Origin of the sequence: Rhodococcus sp. NKCM2511, from assembly GCF_014905595.1 — a bacterium.
GTDB lineage: Bacteria > Actinomycetota > Actinomycetes > Mycobacteriales > Mycobacteriaceae > Rhodococcoides > Rhodococcoides fascians.
Map to the genome: position 1 here is coordinate 105448 of NZ_BNHJ02000003.1, position 15685 is coordinate 121132.

General features: G+C 64.6%; 13 protein-coding genes and 1 pseudogene. 11 read left to right on the plus strand and 3 right to left on the minus strand.

Annotated features, from left to right (window positions below; genetic code table 11):
* Positions 1–55: 55 nt before the first annotated feature.
* Together JLZ96_RS19925 and JLZ96_RS19930 are read right to left on the minus strand one after the other, a co-directional pair.
* A pseudogene (locus JLZ96_RS19925) lies at positions 56–1020 on the minus strand (glucosyl-3-phosphoglycerate synthase).
* A 36-nt stretch (positions 1021–1056) separates the two neighbouring features.
* Positions 1057–2079 (minus strand): alpha/beta hydrolase family protein, encoded by a 1023-nt coding sequence (locus JLZ96_RS19930; RefSeq protein ID WP_201011087.1) that lies wholly within the window; start codon positions 2077–2079, stop codon positions 1057–1059.
* A gap of 260 nt (positions 2080–2339) precedes the next feature.
* Here JLZ96_RS19930 and JLZ96_RS19935 point away from each other — a divergent pair, with 260 nt between their 5' ends.
* The 11 genes from JLZ96_RS19935 (at position 2340) to JLZ96_RS19985 (ending at position 14790) form a co-directional block, all read left to right on the plus strand.
* Positions 2340–3794 (plus strand): condensation domain-containing protein, encoded by a 1455-nt coding sequence (locus tag JLZ96_RS19935; RefSeq protein ID WP_201011088.1) that lies wholly within the window; start codon positions 2340–2342, stop codon positions 3792–3794.
* Entirely contained in the window at positions 3791–5233 is a 1443-nt protein-coding gene (locus JLZ96_RS19940) for an MFS transporter (RefSeq protein ID WP_201011089.1), read from the plus strand. The genes JLZ96_RS19935 and JLZ96_RS19940 overlap by 4 nt, the downstream gene beginning before the upstream one ends.
* 91 nt (positions 5234–5324) lie before the next feature.
* The gene (locus tag JLZ96_RS19945; protein WP_032369919.1) at positions 5325–6533 is read left to right on the plus strand and encodes a lipase family protein; all 1209 of its coding nucleotides are present in this window, start codon (positions 5325–5327) and stop codon (positions 6531–6533) included.
* The gene (locus tag JLZ96_RS19950; RefSeq protein WP_201011090.1) at positions 6530–8281 is read left to right on the plus strand and encodes a CocE/NonD family hydrolase; all 1752 of its coding nucleotides are present in this window, start codon (positions 6530–6532) and stop codon (positions 8279–8281) included. The genes JLZ96_RS19945 and JLZ96_RS19950 overlap by 4 nt, the downstream gene beginning before the upstream one ends.
* Before the next feature lie 52 nt (positions 8282–8333).
* Positions 8334–9515, plus strand: a complete 1182-nt coding sequence (locus JLZ96_RS19955; protein WP_201011250.1) for a lipase family protein — start codon at positions 8334–8336, stop codon at positions 9513–9515.
* Positions 9516–9673: 158 nt separating this feature from the next.
* Positions 9674–10216, plus strand: a complete 543-nt coding sequence (locus JLZ96_RS19960; RefSeq protein ID WP_201011091.1) for a DUF3558 domain-containing protein — start codon at positions 9674–9676, stop codon at positions 10214–10216.
* A gap of 10 nt (positions 10217–10226) precedes the next feature.
* The gene (locus JLZ96_RS19965; RefSeq protein WP_201011092.1) at positions 10227–10634 is read left to right on the plus strand and encodes a hypothetical protein; all 408 of its coding nucleotides are present in this window, start codon (positions 10227–10229) and stop codon (positions 10632–10634) included.
* 228 nt (positions 10635–10862) lie between these two features.
* Positions 10863–12026 carry a low temperature requirement protein A gene (locus JLZ96_RS19970; RefSeq protein ID WP_051365418.1) on the plus strand — a complete coding sequence of 388 codons (1164 nt, stop codon included), beginning with the start codon at positions 10863–10865 and terminating at the stop codon, positions 12024–12026.
* A gap of 12 nt (positions 12027–12038) precedes the next feature.
* The gene (locus tag JLZ96_RS19975; RefSeq protein ID WP_201011093.1) at positions 12039–12794 is read left to right on the plus strand and encodes a phosphoglyceromutase; all 756 of its coding nucleotides are present in this window, start codon (positions 12039–12041) and stop codon (positions 12792–12794) included.
* A 137-nt stretch (positions 12795–12931) separates the two neighbouring features.
* The gene (locus JLZ96_RS19980; protein WP_027498362.1) at positions 12932–14104 is read left to right on the plus strand and encodes a cell wall metabolism sensor histidine kinase WalK; all 1173 of its coding nucleotides are present in this window, start codon (positions 12932–12934) and stop codon (positions 14102–14104) included.
* A complete protein-coding gene (locus JLZ96_RS19985) occupies positions 14101–14790 on the plus strand; it encodes a response regulator transcription factor (RefSeq protein WP_027498361.1) in 690 nt (229 codons plus the stop codon). Before JLZ96_RS19980 ends, JLZ96_RS19985 begins: the two co-directional genes overlap by 4 nt.
* A 69-nt stretch (positions 14791–14859) precedes the next feature.
* Here the strand turns inward: JLZ96_RS19985 and JLZ96_RS19990 are convergent, their stop codons facing one another.
* Positions 14860–15657, minus strand: coding sequence for a hypothetical protein (locus JLZ96_RS19990; RefSeq protein WP_027498360.1), 798 nt, complete (start codon positions 15655–15657; stop codon positions 14860–14862).
* Positions 15658–15685 lie beyond the last annotated feature (28 nt).

The following is a 15685-nucleotide window of genomic DNA, read 5'->3' on the forward strand; positions in this document are numbered from 1 at the left end:
CATGGGCGCTCAGTCGGTAGCAGGGGCGTGAGGTTGTCGTGAAACCGCGCTCGAATCAGCCGGGTGCACTCATCGCCGGGCATCGGGTGAGGCGGTTGTATTCGTCCAGGGTGGTCAGTGGGGGACGGTCGACGAGAGACAACGGTGCCACGCTCATCGAGAGCTGAGTTCCGGTGGTGGAGAACGTGGTGAACCCGGCTCCGGAATCGCTCAGACCCAGGCGCGAGAACATCGTGGCGATGATCTGCCGACTCATGACAGCCAACTCCGACGTCGGCCGATTTCGATGCCGTCGGGTTCCCAGTCCGACCTGGCCGATCGCGCCGATACCCAACGGTCGCACGTATCGAGCAGTACACCGATCTCGACGCCGTAGCCGGGGGCGAACGGAAGTGCTTCCAGGAGGCGACGAGTCGCGGCGTATTCCCCGCCCAACGGTTGGAAGACGCCGGCGAGTTCGGGCCGAAGCGCCGTCAGCAGCGGTCGTACCGTCAGCTGCGTGACGCGGCCGCCGCCGTCCTCGTCGGTGGTGTCACCGATCGTCAGCGGCCGACGGTAGAAGCCTTTGACCAACTCGACGTCGTCGGACATGACCAGTGGACCGACGAGGGAGGGAACGAAGTGCGAACCGGGATCGACCAGATCGGAGTCGACGAACACCACGAGGTCGCCCGAGGTGGCGGCCACTCCGCGCCACAGCGCTTCACCCTTGCCGCGAACCACGGGTGTGCCGGTTAGGGCGTCCTCCCTGGAGACGACGGTGGCACCGGCGCAGCGGGCCCGCGCCGCGGTGCGGTCGGTCGACCCCGAATCCAGCACCACCAGCTCGTCGATCAGGCTGCCCAGATGGGGAGTCATCGAGGCGATGACGCCGGCGACGGTCTCTTCCTCGTCGAGAGCGGGCAGCACGACCGAGACGGTCCGGCCACGTTTGGCCCGGATGATGTCTGCCAGTGGCCACGGAGAGCGGGCCCAGGTGGCAGCCAGAGCCGGAGTGCCCGCAACGTCGGTTCGGTTCATCGCTTTTCCTTCGTCATCGCTCGAGGAGTGCACGGCTCAGGACGGGCCGGTCGGCAGCCCCAACGACGGTGCGATCACCGACCACGAATCGTGCAGATCCTGTTGCCAGTAGGCCCAGGAATGGGTCCCGTTGGGTCGGAAGTTGTAGGTGGCCTCGATGTTCAACTCCTGCAACCGTTTCCGCATCTGTTGCGAGCACACATCTGTCGTTGCTTCGATCACTGCGCCGACGGCGAGTTGTTGTGCGAGCTTGCCGTAATCGCTGCCGATACCGGGGCCGCCCGGCACGTCGAACGCACCGGGCGCTCCCGTTCCGGACGAGATGTAGACGGCCATGCCGCGCAGCCCCTCGGCATTGACGTAGGGGTCGTTGGCAATCCAGTCGGCGCTGCCCTGTGGTCCCCACATGTTGGCGGTCGACCCACCGCCGCGGGCCTCGACGACGGACCTGACGTACATCGCACCCACCGGGTCGCTGGTGCGTGCGCATCCACTGAACGCGGCGACGGATCGATACACCGAGGGATGGGCGATGGCCAACTGCAGAACGGACGTGCCTGCCATCGAGATCCCGGCGACCGCATTGGCCCCGTTGCCGTCGAGCAGAGCATCCATCAACGGAGGAAGTTCGCGACCGAGAAAGGTGGACCACATGTTTCGGCCCAGTACCGGATCGTCGTGCAACCAGTCGGTGTAATAGCTCGCAGCGCCGCCCCGCGGAACCACCACGTTGACGTTCTTGTCTCCGAAGAAGCCGGCGATGTCGGTCTGATCGAACCAGCTGCTTCCCCCGTCACCGCCCGCCGCTCCGTTGAGTAGATAGAGCGTGGGTGAACCGGGCTGCGCCGACCGAAATACGTCGAGCTGGATATCGCGGTCCATGGCTGCCGAATGCACCCATACGATGTCTCGTCGGTCGGCAACTCCCTCGACGCCGACCACCGACGAGACGGTGTCGGCGGAAGCCGACCCCGCCGTAGTCGATAGGAGAACGACGACGGTAGCGAGCACACTCAGCGCCGACAAGGTCGCCTGACCGAGGCGAAATCGACTGGGCATCAACGGTTCCTGACATTGTGGGAGCCGCGCACGACAAATCTCCGGCGAGCGCGATGTGCCTTTGGACGGTAATGCGGATCACTGGTGTCGACAACAATGTTGACGATCCTTCAGTTCTGACACAGATATCCCGCGAATCGTTGTCAATTTTCCAAAATGCTCGTCGACGGGGTTTCTCGGCCTCTGCCCGGGTGATGCACTGGCCCCTCCGACGCACCTCGCCGCGTCGAATCGCTCTGTCTCCTTCGAAAGGTTGTGTCGTGGTCGCATTCGGACTCATCGACGAGTGGAAGCCCGCTCCAGGACCGCTCACCACGTGGTCACCCACCGTCGCCTCACGAGCTGCTGCCGCGGCTGCGCCCGTTCACCCGGCACCGCCCTCGCACATCCAGCAGGCGTATCTCGAAGCCGCCTACCGCAACCGGGGATCGTCGTTCCGATTCTCCCGGCTGTGCCTGGTGACGTTCAAGATCGAAGGCGCACTGGACCGCACCGCGATGGGACGAGCTTTCAACACGTTCGTCACCCGACACGATTCGTTCCGTAGCTGGTTCTCGACGACGGCCGAGGGTTCGACGCGCCACCTCGTCGACGTCGCCGACATCGCGCTCGAAGCGACCGATTTCGGAACGCCTGCGGACTCCGAGGCCATTCGGCGTCACGTGCAGGACAGCACGCCCGGTCCCGAGAGCTGGGACTGCTTCTCGTTCGGAACGATCGAACACGACGATCACTTCGTGGTGTACGCGGCGGTCGATCACCTCGACACCGACGGCATCTCGCAGGCCCTGACCTACTACGAACTGCGCCAGCTATATCGCAACGCGGTGACGGGGGAGTCCGACGGCCTGTTCACCCCGGGCAGCTACCTCGAGTACTGCCAGCGTGAACGTCTCGAGAGCGACGCGACGACTCTCGAGAGCCCCGCGGTTCGGACCTGGATCGACTTGGTCACCGACAACGGGGGCGATCTGCCGACGTTCCCACTTCCGTTGGGACGCAGCAGCATCGACTACACGCGGACCTCGCACAGCTCGTTCCCGTTGTTCGACGGTGCCACCGCGCAGGCAGTCGACGAGGCGTGTGCAGCCGTGGGAGTCAAGTTCATCGGCGGAATCTTCGCCGCCGCAGCGCTGGCGGAGTACGAGCTCGCCGGCCGGGGCAGCTACCTCGGTCTGACGCCCAAGAGCACGCGGGCGACCCCGGGCGAATTCGCGTCGATCGGGTGGTATTCGAGCCTGATTCCGGTGCAATTCGACCTCGGTGAGCAGCCGACGTTCCGTACCCTCGCAGTGCTCGCACAGGCAGCATTCGACTCCGGAAAGTTGCTGGCGAACACCTCGTACCACCGGGTGCTCGAGCTGGCCTTGCCGGAACACGGAATCACGACGCAGCCGGGATGGACCGCGCCGATGATCTCGTACGTCGACGTTCGCAAGTTGCCGGGCGAAGCCGAATTGGATGCGGCGGGAGCGGGTCTGTACGGCAACCGCGGCAGTTCCGAGGAAGTCTTCATGTGGATCAACCGCTTCGAGGACCACACCGGCGTCGAGTTCCTGTACCCGGGCACCGACGAGGCCGATCGTTCGATCGACCTGTACTTCTCCAAGATCTCCGAAATCTACGCCGCCGTGGTCGACAAGGGCGACTACATCCCACAGCCACCCGAGGCTCACGTGTTGGCCCACGAGCTTCCGGACGTCAGCAGGGTATGACGCTCCCTCGCCGCGGGTCGTGGCTGACGCTGGGTGCCTGCCTGCTGGCCGTCACGATGCAGATGATCGACGTCACCGCCGTCACCGTGGCGTTGCCGACGATCGCGCGTGACCTCGACGCGTCGGGCACCCAGCAGGTCTGGATCCCGACGGCATATCTGCTCGCCTTCGCCTGCGCGCTGCTCACGATGGCGCGCGCAGGTGAGGTGTTCGGGCGCAGAACGGTATTCGTCACCGGCACTGCACTGTTCGCCGTGACGTCGGTGCTCTGCGCCTACGCGCCCACCGTCGAACTGCTCGTCCTCGCCCGCGTGCTGCAGGGGCTCGCGGGAGCGGCGATGTCGGCGCAGACGGTGGCGATCGTGACAGCGGCCTACTCCGGCACGCGGCGCACCACCGCGTTCGCGCTGTACGGTGGCACCGCGGGGCTGGCCGGACTCGCTGGGCCGTCCATCGGCGCAGCGCTGCTGCACCTCGACATCCTCGGAACCGGTTGGCGAGCACTGTTTCTGATCAACGTCCCGATCGCGGCGGCGGCGATCGTTCTCGGCCGCAGGTTCGTGGCATCGGGTACCGAGCAGGTCCCGGCCGGACACGGCGGGCGGTTCGACCCGGTCGGTGCCGTCCTATGGTCGATCGGGGCCCTGCTGATCGTCTGTCCCGTCATGATCAGCTCGAGTGTCGCCGCAGCGTTGCCCGCGGTTGCGCTCGGTCTGACGACACTGGCCGGGTTCGCGATGTGGGAGCGTCGTCGACGTGCTGCAGGAGCACACGTCATGGTGAACATCGGCGTCTTCGGTGAGCGAGGATTCTCCGTGGGATGCGCCGTATCGGCTCTCGTGTACGGGACCTTCACCGGGTTCGTTCTGACGATGTCGGTGACACTGCAATCCGGATTGGGTGAGAGCGCGTCGACGGTGGGAGCGATCACTGTTCCCTTCGCGCTCGGGGCGGTGCTCGCTTCCGTGGCCGCGCCGATCTCGTTCCACCACTGGGATTCTCGCGTCGTTGCGGCCGGCGCGGCCGCTATGGGACTGGCTCTGCTCGTTCTCGGCGTCACCACAGAATACCTGGACCGTGCCGGCTTTCCCTGGTGGGCGGTCGTGCCGCTCGGGGTACTCGGCGCGGGTCTCGGGTCGGTGATCGCGCCGTTGCAGAGCACCATCGTCGCGGGGGTGGCCCCGCACGCCATCGGCTCGGCCTCGGGAATTCTGCCGACCGTCCAACAAGTGGGATCGGCTGTGGGAACCGCGGTGACCGGGGCCCTGTACTTCGGTCTGCTTCCTGCGGAGCCGGTTGCCGCGGACTATCTGGCGTCTCAGCGGACGGTGTTGTTCGGGCTGGCCGCGACCATGGTGGTGGCCACCGCATTCGCGGCCGCGCTGCCCCGCGGCGTCATCGAACGCAGCTCGTCGATGGTCTCCCAGGGTGTGCCGTGAATATTCGTAAGTGATTGTTCCGCAACAGTATCCGACAATGTCTCACCCGGACCAGGAGTTCGGGCCGATCGAAATCGAGAAGAGTTACACCATGTTTCGCACCCTCGTGACCTCGACACTCGTCGTCGGGTTGATGTCGCTGTTGTTCGTATCTGCTCCCCATGCGTCGGCTGCGCCCGGTGATCCGGCCCCGGTACCCGGCACGTTGTATGCGGCGCCTGCGGACCTGAACGGGAAGAACAATGGCGATGTCGTTGCCAGTCGGCGGTTTTCGAGCCCCCTGTATCCCGGTGCCGACATCTGGCAGCTCCAGTACCGGTCGTCCGATTCCCGAGGCGACGCCATCGCCGCAGTGACAACGGTTCTGGCACCGACGAACCGTGCACCCGGTGGGCCTCTGCTGTCGTATCAGCCGTTCGTCAATGCGCTCGGATTGCAGTGCGCACCGTCGGAGTCCCTGTTCGGTGCCGACCCGACGACCGGTGTGCAGGAACGTGAATTTCTCAACCTCGCGCTGATGCGTGGATGGACCGTGGCGGTACCGGACCACCTCGGGCCGAAAAGTGCGTACGGCGCAGCCAAGTTGGGCGGACAGATCACGCTCGACGGCGTCCGCGCCGCACAGCGCGTGCCGGAACTCGGTTTGGTAGCGAGTCCGGTAGGTATGGCCGGTTACTCCGGCGGCGGTATGGCGACGGCGTGGGCCGCGGCGCTCGCTCCCAGCTATGCACCCGAGCTGAACATCGTGGGTGCCGCAGCCGGGGGTGTGCCTGCGGATCTGGACAACATTGCTCGCGCGTTGGGTTTTCAGCCCCATCAGGCATTCGGTCTCGCGTTCGCGGCCGCCCTCGGACTCGAACGCGAATACCCGGATCGCCTGCCGATCACCGCGCAGCTCAATCCCACCGGTCTGGCGTTGAAGGATCAGGTGTCGAATGCGTGCACGCCGGTGATCCTTGCGACCGGAGCCTTCAAGAGCGCGCTGGCGGTCTCGACCACTACGTCGTTGGTGGACAGCCCCGAGGCGCAGCAGATCATCGACGAGAACAGTCTGGTCAAGTACGCCGGTGTGCCGACGGCACCCACACTTCTGTGGGGAAGCGACAACGATCCGCTCATTCCGATCGGTGCGTTGCGTGACACTGCTGCTCGGTACTGCGCGAGTGGTGCCACACTGCAGTTCGACGTCGTGCACGCACCGCAGCACATCCAGGCTGCGTTCGAGGGCCTTCCCGCGGCACTGACATTCCTGGACAACAGGTTCCGGGGTGTCGCGCCGCCGACGAACTGCCTCCGATGAGACGACTGGCAACCGTCGTCGCTGCTGTGACGACGGCACTGGTCGCGGCTTCCGCGCCCGGATATGCAGCGGATCTTCCGGTCCTGGCACCGCAGACGCTCGGCGACTTCTCGGTGCAGACTCGGTACTTCGACGTCGTAGTGGGGCCGGAACACGACCAGCACTGCACCGTCGTCGGAGATGTGTACGTTCCTGTCGGGCTGGGACCGGACCACCGAGCTCCAGCCATTCTGACCAGCAACGGTTTCGGCGGATCCAAGGACGACCAGGCCGGTGCCGCTGCCAGATTCGCCACTCACGGCTACGTGGTTCTGACGTACTCGGCTCTGGGTTTCGGCGGCTCGACATGCAAGATCTACTTCGCCGATCCCGATTACGACGGCATGGCCGCATCGGTTCTGATCGGCTATCTCGCCGGTGCGAGCGGCGGGGTGTTCACCGATCCCGCACGGACGGTGGCCGCCCCCGCACTGGATGTGGTTCGCCTCGACGCGCCGGGTGACCCGCGCGTCGGCTACCTCGGCGGTTCCTATGCCGGCGCAACGGGATTGGCGACGGCGGCGGTCGATCCACGATTGGACACCGTCGCGTCGATGATCACCTGGAACGATCTGGCGCGGTCGTTGGCACCGGACGGGGCCGGCCGCAGATCCGTCGGGCCGGTCAAGAGCGTGTTCGGTTCGGCATTTCTGGCCGCCGGTGCCGTTCTGACCGGACCGGGCGGATACGCCGTCGATCCGGCACGGGCACAGGGGTGCCCGAACTACGCCCAGTGGGTGTGCGACGCCGCGTCCGCCTTCACGGCCAATCGCGAACCCGACCCGGGAACTCTGGCGGCGATGCGTCATGTCTCACCGGTGGACTATCTCGATCGAGTCGATGTGCCGGTGTTGCTCACGCAGGGGCAGAAAGATTCGCTGTTCAGTCTCGACGAGGCCGCAGCTACATTCGAGGCCCTGCGGGCGCGGGGAGTGGAAACGTCCATGGTCTGGCACTCGTGGGGACACAACGATCGCAAGGGTTATCCGGGTGAGTTCGACATCAAGGCCCCCGACCCGTTCACTCAGCACGAAGCGGCACTGGTGGGCAATTGGCTCGACCGACACCTCAAGGATCGTGACGTCGACCCAGGACCGGCTTTCACCTACTTCCGGGACTGGGTGCCCTATACCGGTGTCGCGTCGCCGGCCTACGTCGAATCCGAGACATTTCCCGTCGGTGCTCGCCGCACGTTCCGTTTTTCGAATGGATCACTGGCGGAGGGGGATTCGTCGAACGAAGTGTGGACGCAGACGATTCGGGGTGCAGGTGCGTCGATGCCCACCACGTTCGGACTGCCGAATCTCGCGGCCGAGTTGCCCGTGCCGCGGGTCTCGCTACCCGGCTCTGCCGCGAACTGGACGACGCCGCCACTGACCGAACCCATCGACGTCGTCGGCGCACCGGAACTGTCCATCGGTCCCACGGTGTCCGGTCCCGCGACCGTCTTCGTCACCGTGCTCGACGTAGCACCCGACGGTGCGCGGAGCCCGATTCACGGACTCCTTGCACCCGCCGTACTCACCGGATCCGGTGAACCGGTGACCATCTCGCTGCCCAGCATCGTCCATCGATTCGACCGCGGTCATCGCGTCGCCGTCGAGATCACCGCGACGGATCCGTCCTTCGCAGGTGGGCCGGGCCCAGCGGACGTCACCGTGTCCTCGACGGATCCGATCAACCAGTTCTCTCTTCCCGTAGTCCCGTGATCTTCGATTTTGCTCACCCGAAAGGCTCGCTGTGATCCGAAAATTCTTTACCCTGGGGTCCATCCTGGTGGCGCTCTGCGCGTCCCTGTTCGCAGTGGGCACAACAGCTTCGGCGGCTCCCGCGCCGACGGCCCCGGATCCGGACGTCTTCTACGCGGCACCGGCCGACATCGCCGATCACGCGCCGGGTGACATCTTGGCCAGCCGACGGGCCGACGCCTGGATGTACCCCAACACCGACATCTGGCAACTCAAATATCGGTCCACCAACTCCGCAGGCGCACCCGTCGCCGCGGTGACGACCGTGCTGATGCCGCGAGGCAAGGGCGCGGGAACCCCACTGGTGTCCTATCAAGCCGTCATCAATGCCCTGGGCGTCAAATGTGCACCGTCACATGGTCTTTTCACATACGAGATCGGTGAATCGCCGAGCCTGTACGTCGGTATGGTCGCCCGCGGTTGGGCGGTTGCGGTGCCGGACTACCTCGGCCCGACCGGAGCCTACGGAGCCGCGGAGTACGAAGGTCGTTTGACGCTCGACGGTGTGCGGGCCGTGCAGAACTTCGAGCAGTTGCCGCTGAAGGACAGTCCCGTTGCACTGCTGGGTTACTCGGGAGGCGCACTGGCGACCTCGTGGGCCGGTGCCATGGCACCCACTTACGCGCCGGAGCTGAACATCGTGGCCAGCGTGCACGGTGGAACTCCGGCGGACCTGGGATTGATCGCACAGAACCTGGGCTACAGCGCGATTCCGCACCCCGCCTTCGGAATGGCACTCGCGGCATCACTCGGACTCGAACGTGAATACCCGACCGAATTCCCCGTCTCGGAGAACCTGAATGCAGCGGGCCTGGCCCTGCGAGATCGCGTGAGCAACGAATGCAGGCGCCCCATCATCATCGGCGGAGCGTTCAAGAGCGCGAGAGATCTGTCGAACGTCGACATCGCGTCCCTGCCCTCTGCGCAGGCGGTACTGAAGAAGAACAGTCTCGTCGACTACGACGGCGTCCCCACGGCCCCGGTGTACATCTGGCACGGCATCAACGACTTCATCACCCCGTTCGCGCCGGTGAAGGAGACGGTCGACCGCTACTGCGCAGCCGGAGCAACCGTGCAGTTCCGGGCGTATCCACTCGCCGAGCACTTCAGCGGATCGATCGTCGGACTGCCCGAGGCCTACGCGTACGTGGACGCACGATTCCGAGGAGAGCCGGCACCGTCGAACTGCGGCTGATGCCCGCTTGGTGGTGACCTCACACCGTATTTGTCGACTGCGCGCCCTCGCTCCTGAGTGAGCGGGGGCGCGCAGTTGGTAGTAAGCGTGTGAGGTTGCCGGGGAACCGAGAGGGTGCTCGCCGCGTCCAACCAGTTGTGAGAGCAACGGGGCGCTGGGTGACGGGTGTGGTCGGACTGATGATGCTGGTCGCCGGATGTGGTGAGTCGACGCCGAGTGCACCGAATGCTGCGTTGCCGACGTCGACCAGCGTTGCGCCGATCGCCACCGAGCCCTGGGACCCCTGCACCATCCCGGACAATGCCGTCGATGCCGCGGGATTGGATGTGGGGAGCAAGACCACGAATTTGTTCGGAGACGCCCCGCTGTCGAACGACTGGAAGACGTGTATCTGGACAGACCCTGACCCTGGATCGTGGTACTTCCTGGGCGCGTTCTCGGGCTTCCACTCGCTGGACGATCTGGAGGCGAACGACCGCTTCAATCAATTCTCGAAGGTCGACGCTCTCGGCGGATACCAATTCCTCCGCGCCGATCGCCCCGCCGGACGAAGTTGTGGCATGGCATTCGAGGTGGAGAAGGGTCTGGTGTATTTCGTCCTCGACACTCGCGCGGCGAGCGAGCCAGCAAGAGATCCGTGTGTGGAAATCGAGAATATTGCGAGCAGTACGCGCGCATCGCTCCCACCTATCTCGAACTGAACTGGAGGGTATGACTGTGGGACAAAACCCCGGGGATCTGTTCGACTCGATGCAGAACTGGCGACACTCGTCGGATCAGGCCGCAGCCGGAATTTTGGATATACCGGAAGGTGTTGCGGCGCAGTGCGACGCTGCATGCGTCACGTACATCGCCCACCTGGAGGGCATGGTGCAGCAGACGGAGTTTCTCGTCGATCTCGACGCATTCGGAACGCTTCCTTCAGCTCGACAGCTGGGTCGCAAGTTCAAGCGACTGGCCGATGGTGAGGAACGGTCGGCGGCTGTTGCGATCAGGCAACACATCGAGGTCATCGAATTGATGCGCTCGGTGTTTCGGCGCTATTTCGTCGACACCGAAGAGGTTGATCAGAGCGTGGGCGCTCGGGTCGGCGAGATCGGGGCGGCGCTGGGGGAGTAGTCCCGCAACCTCACACCCTTTCTCCGGACCTCGCACCCCCGCTATGCGCGGAACCCCGGCGTGCGGTCGCCAAAAAGGGTGGGAGGTTCCGTGCATTGCCAACGCCATACCGTCGACCCTGCCCGAAATGTCCGTAAAGGCAACTACGGCAACGCAATCACGACAACATTCGCGAATCGGATGCCTTACTCTGCCTTCGTGAATCTTTCCTCGGCCCGGCTGGTACAGATGCGTCCGCGCGATCCGAACGAACCGCATCGCGCGGCGAGTCCACTCGAATTGTTCTTCGACCTCGTGTTCGTCGTGGCCGTCAGTATCGCGGCGGTGCAACTCCATCACGCGCTCACCGAGAACCATGTCGCCGACGGCCTGCTCAGTTACGCGCTCGTGTTCTTCGCGATCTGGTGGGCGTGGATGAACTTCACGTGGTTCGCCACCTCCTTCGATACCGACGACTGGCTCTATCGAACGCTGACCGTCGTGCAGATGGCCGGCGTGCTGGTGCTCGCCGCCGGAGTCGAATCAGCGTTCGTGGACAAGGACTTTGCGGTCGTGGTGCTCGGCTACGTCGTGATGCGCGTGGCGATGGTGACGCAATGGGTTCGAGCGTCTCGGACCGGTGACTACAAGAAGACCGCACTGACATACGCGACAGGCATTGCGGGCGTTCAAGTTCTGTGGATTCTCTGGCTGGTGCTGTTCGACGGCACAGCCGCCGTCGTCTTGTTCTTCGTGTTGGCAGCCGCGGAAATGGCGGTTCCACTGATCGCCGAACGCAGCGGGTCGACGCCATGGCACCCGCATCACATCACCGAACGCTACGGGCTGTTCACGCTGATACTGCTCGGCGAGAGTCTGCTCGCATCGGCCAACGCCATCATCGAAGCGCTGCACGACGAGACGGCGCTGGCACCCTTGATCTCGATTTCCGTCCTCACCCTCGTGGTCACCGCGAGTCTGTGGTGGATCTACTTCTGGCCGCCGCATCACCGGGCCATCGGAAAGTTCGGCAACTCGCTGATCTACGGCTACACGCACTACTTCATCTTCGCCGCGGCGGGCGCGTTCTCGGCCGGCATCGAGGTCGAGATCGATGTGCTCACCGAACACAGCAAGCTCGGGGACGTCGCCGCGTCGTTCACCGTCACGGTGCCGATTGCGATATTCGTCCTCGGAGTGTGGCTGATCGCCATCCGCGCCCACGCGGATCGCGTCGTCAACATCGCAGTTCCGGTCGGTGCCGTGCTCGTGTTGTTCGACCCGATCATCCCCATCCCGATCACCCTCACCGCGGTCGTCATGATCGTCGTCGTCGGCGTGCTCGTCGCACGCGGGCCACGACCCCCAGCGTTAGGTCGTTCCGCAGGCTCCACTCCCCAGCGTCCCGCATGAGAAACTGACCACATGAGTATCGGAACCCTGATTCTGCTTCGTCACGGCGAGAGCGAATGGAACGCGTCCAACCAGTTCACCGGCTGGGTCGACGTGCGACTGACCGAGAAGGGCGAGGCCGAGGGCAAGCGAGCCGGCCAGCTCCTCGCCGAGGCGGGCGTACTGCCCGACCTGCTGTACACCTCGCTGCTGCGCCGCGCGATCAGCACCGCGAACCTCGCGCTCGACGCGGCCGAGCGGCATTGGATCCCCGTCGTGCGCGACTGGCGTCTGAACGAGCGTCACTACGGCGCACTGCAGGGCTTGGACAAGGCCGAGACCAAGGACAAGTACGGCAACGAGCAGTTCATGCTGTGGCGTCGTAGCTACGACACGCCGCCGCCCGCCATCGAGGCAGGCAGCGAGTTCAGCCAGGACGCCGATCCCCGCTACGCCGACCTGGACAGCGTTCCGCTGACCGAATGCCTCGCCGACGTCGTCGAACGGCTCATCCCGTACTTCGAGGAGACGATCGTCGCCGATCTGAAGGCCGGCAAGAACGTGCTCGTCGCCGCACACGGCAACTCGCTGCGTGCACTCGTGAAGTACCTCGACGAGATCTCCGACGCGGACATCGCCGAACTGAACATCCCCACCGGCATCCCACTGCAGTACGACCTCACCGAGGTCGACGGCAAGCTGAAGCCGACCAATCCGGGTGGCACCTACCTGGATCCGGAAGCAGCGGCTGCGGGTGCGGCTGCCGTGGCAAACCAGGGCGGTAAGTAACTCCGCCACGCACAAACCGGCAGTTTGTCGAAACTGCAGGTGAACGAACGAAGAACACTGCCGACGAGGGCTATGACGACCAGGGAAATGCCTGCACCCTGCGTATGTGAGCCGTCCATCGAACGTACGATTCCGGTGTGAGTGTTGCATCGGCCGTACTACTGGCAATTGCCGCGGCCTTCGTGGGATACCTCGTCGGCGGTGTTCTGATCCCGTACCTCAACACTCGACACTCGGAGCGCCGCCGCGCCACCTCCGGATTGACGATGTCGCAGGTACTGGACCTGATCGTGCTGGCGTCGGAGAGCGGTATCGCCGTCGTCGATCAATTTCACGACGTGGTGCTGTCGAATCCTCGGGCCGAGGAGCTCGGTCTGGTGCGTAACCGTTCCATCGACGAGCGGGCGTGGGCCGCGGCGACGAAAGTGCTGTCCGACGGCAATCCCGTCGAAGTCGATCTCAGTGCCAAGGCCCCCCGGCCCGGCCGCGACAAGATTGCCGTCCGGTGCGTCGCGAGACTGCTCAGCAAAGAAGACCGACGGTTCGTCGTTCTCTTCGCCGACGACGATTCCGAGCAGGTACGGATGGAGGCCACGCGTCGCGACTTCGTGGCCAACGTCAGTCACGAACTCAAGACGCCGGTCGGTGCGATGAGCCTGCTGGCCGAGGCGCTGCTCGAATCCGCCGACGATCCCGATTCCGTCCGGCACTTCGGCGGCAAGGTCGTCGCCGAATCCAAGCGCCTGGGCAACATGGTGACCGAGCTGATCGCCCTGTCGCGTCTGCAGGGGGCCGAGAAACTGCCCGACCTGGAAGTGGTCGACGTCGACACCGTCGTCAACGAGGCGATGGACCGGTCCAAACTCGCTGCCGAGAACGCGGGCATCTCCGTCACCACCGATCACCCGAGCGGGCTCGAAGTACTCGGCGACCAGGCGCTCCTGGTGACGGCCCTGGCCAACCTCATCCAGAACGCGATCGCGTACTCCTCCGACGGTTCGCCCGTCTCGGTCAGTAGGGCACTGCGCGGATCGAACGTCGCGTTCGCCGTCACCGACCGCGGAATCGGTATCGCCAAGGCGGACCAGGAACGCGTCTTCGAGAGATTCTTCCGCGTCGACAAAGCTCGGTCGCGGGCCACCGGCGGCACAGGCCTGGGCCTTGCCATCGCCAAACACGTCGCAGCCAACCACAACGGCAGCATCTCGCTGTGGAGCAAGCTGGGCACCGGATCCACCTTCACCCTCCAGATCCCCGCGTACTTCGAAGAAGAAGACGACGCCGCGGTTACAGAAAGAGAGAATCAGTGACCAACGTTCTGATCGTGGAAGACGAAGAGTCGTTGGCCGATCCGCTGGCCTTCCTGCTCCGCAAAGAGGGGTTCGAGGCCACCGTCGTCGGCGACGGACCGTCGGCTCTGGCCGAATTCGATCGTGCCGGCGCGGACATCGTGCTGCTCGACCTGATGCTTCCCGGAATGAGCGGCACCGACGTGTGCAAGCAATTGCGTTCGCGCTCAGGCGTTCCCGTGATCATGGTGACCGCGCGTGACAGTGAGATCGACAAGGTCGTCGGGCTCGAACTCGGTGCCGACGACTACGTCACCAAGCCGTATTCGGCCCGTGAGCTGATCGCTCGTATCCGCGCCGTACTGCGTCGCGGCAGTGACGCCGAGGTCGACGGCGGCACCGACACCGGAGTGCTCGAAGCCGGGCCGGTGCGGATGGACGTCGAACGCCACGTGGTGATGGTCGGATCCGATCAGATCACGTTGCCGCTCAAGGAATTCGACCTGCTCGAATACCTGCTGCGCAACTCCGGCCGGGTACTGACCAGAGGCCAGTTGATCGACCGAGTGTGGGGCGCGGATTACGTGGGCGACACGAAGACTCTCGACGTGCACGTCAAACGACTGCGGTCGAAAATCGAGACCGACCCGGCCAAGCCGGAACACCTTGTCACCGTGCGCGGTCTGGGTTACAAGCTCGAGGGGTAGAGCCTGCGGCATGTGAGTGGAAACTCGTAGTGGGCTACGAGTTTCCACTCACGTGCGGCGCCAGCCGCTCTACCGGCGCTGGGCCTCACGAGTGGCCGGATGTACGGCAATCAGACCGAGGCCACGGCGACGCTTGCACAGGGACGCCAACTCCTCGTACGCGGCCTTGCCGAGCAGCTCGGTCAATTCCGGCTTGTACGACTCGAACACCTGCTTGGCTCCGACGTGCGCGTCGGGTGAGCCGGAGCAGTACCAGTGCAGATCGAGTCCGCCTTCGCCCCAACCGCGTCGGTCGTACTCGCCGATGGTGGTCTTGAGAATCTCGGAGCCGTCGGGACGCGTCACCCAATCCTGGGTGCGCCTGATGGGCAACTGCCAGCACACGTCGGGCTTGACCTCGAGCGGTTCGATGCCCTTGCGCAGCGCCATCGAATGCAGTGCGCACCCGATGCCACCCTCGAACCCGGGTCGGTTCTGGAAGATGCACGCACCCTTGTACCGCCGCGTGCGCAGAGATTGCTCGTCGTCGAGATCGTCGTATTCGACGTATCCCTTCTTGCCCAGACCCTTGTCCATCAGCTGCCAGTCCTGCGGCGTGAGCAACTTCACCGACTCGTCGAGCTTGCGTTTGTCGTCCTCATCGGACAGGAACGCGCCGTGCGAACAGCATCCGTCGTCGGGGCGACCCTCGACGGTGCCCTGGCATGCGGGGGTGCCGAACACGCAGGTCCAGTTGGACAACAGCCACGTCAGATCGGCGGCGATGACATGTTCGGCGTTGTCGGGGTCGGGAAACTCGACCCATTCCCGCGGGAAATCCAACTCGACCTCTGCAGCGAACGACTGCTGCTCACGACCTGCTGTCACAAACGACGACGGTAGACCCAGTACCGTG

Coding starts and splice junctions, on each gene's coding strand:
- JLZ96_RS19930 (WP_201011087.1), bottom strand. CDS start 2,079: ATGCCCAGTCGATTTCGCCTCGGTCAGGCGACCTTGTCGGCGCTGAGT.
- JLZ96_RS19940 (WP_201011089.1), top strand. CDS start 3,791: ATGACGCTCCCTCGCCGCGGGTCGTGGCTGACGCTGGGTGCCTGCCTG.
- JLZ96_RS19945 (WP_032369919.1), top strand. CDS start 5,325: ATGTTTCGCACCCTCGTGACCTCGACACTCGTCGTCGGGTTGATGTCG.
- JLZ96_RS19950 (WP_201011090.1), top strand. CDS start 6,530: ATGAGACGACTGGCAACCGTCGTCGCTGCTGTGACGACGGCACTGGTC.
- JLZ96_RS19965 (WP_201011092.1), top strand. CDS start 10,227: ATGACTGTGGGACAAAACCCCGGGGATCTGTTCGACTCGATGCAGAAC.
- JLZ96_RS19970 (WP_051365418.1), top strand. CDS start 10,863: ATGCGTCCGCGCGATCCGAACGAACCGCATCGCGCGGCGAGTCCACTC.
- JLZ96_RS19975 (WP_201011093.1), top strand. CDS start 12,039: ATGAGTATCGGAACCCTGATTCTGCTTCGTCACGGCGAGAGCGAATGG.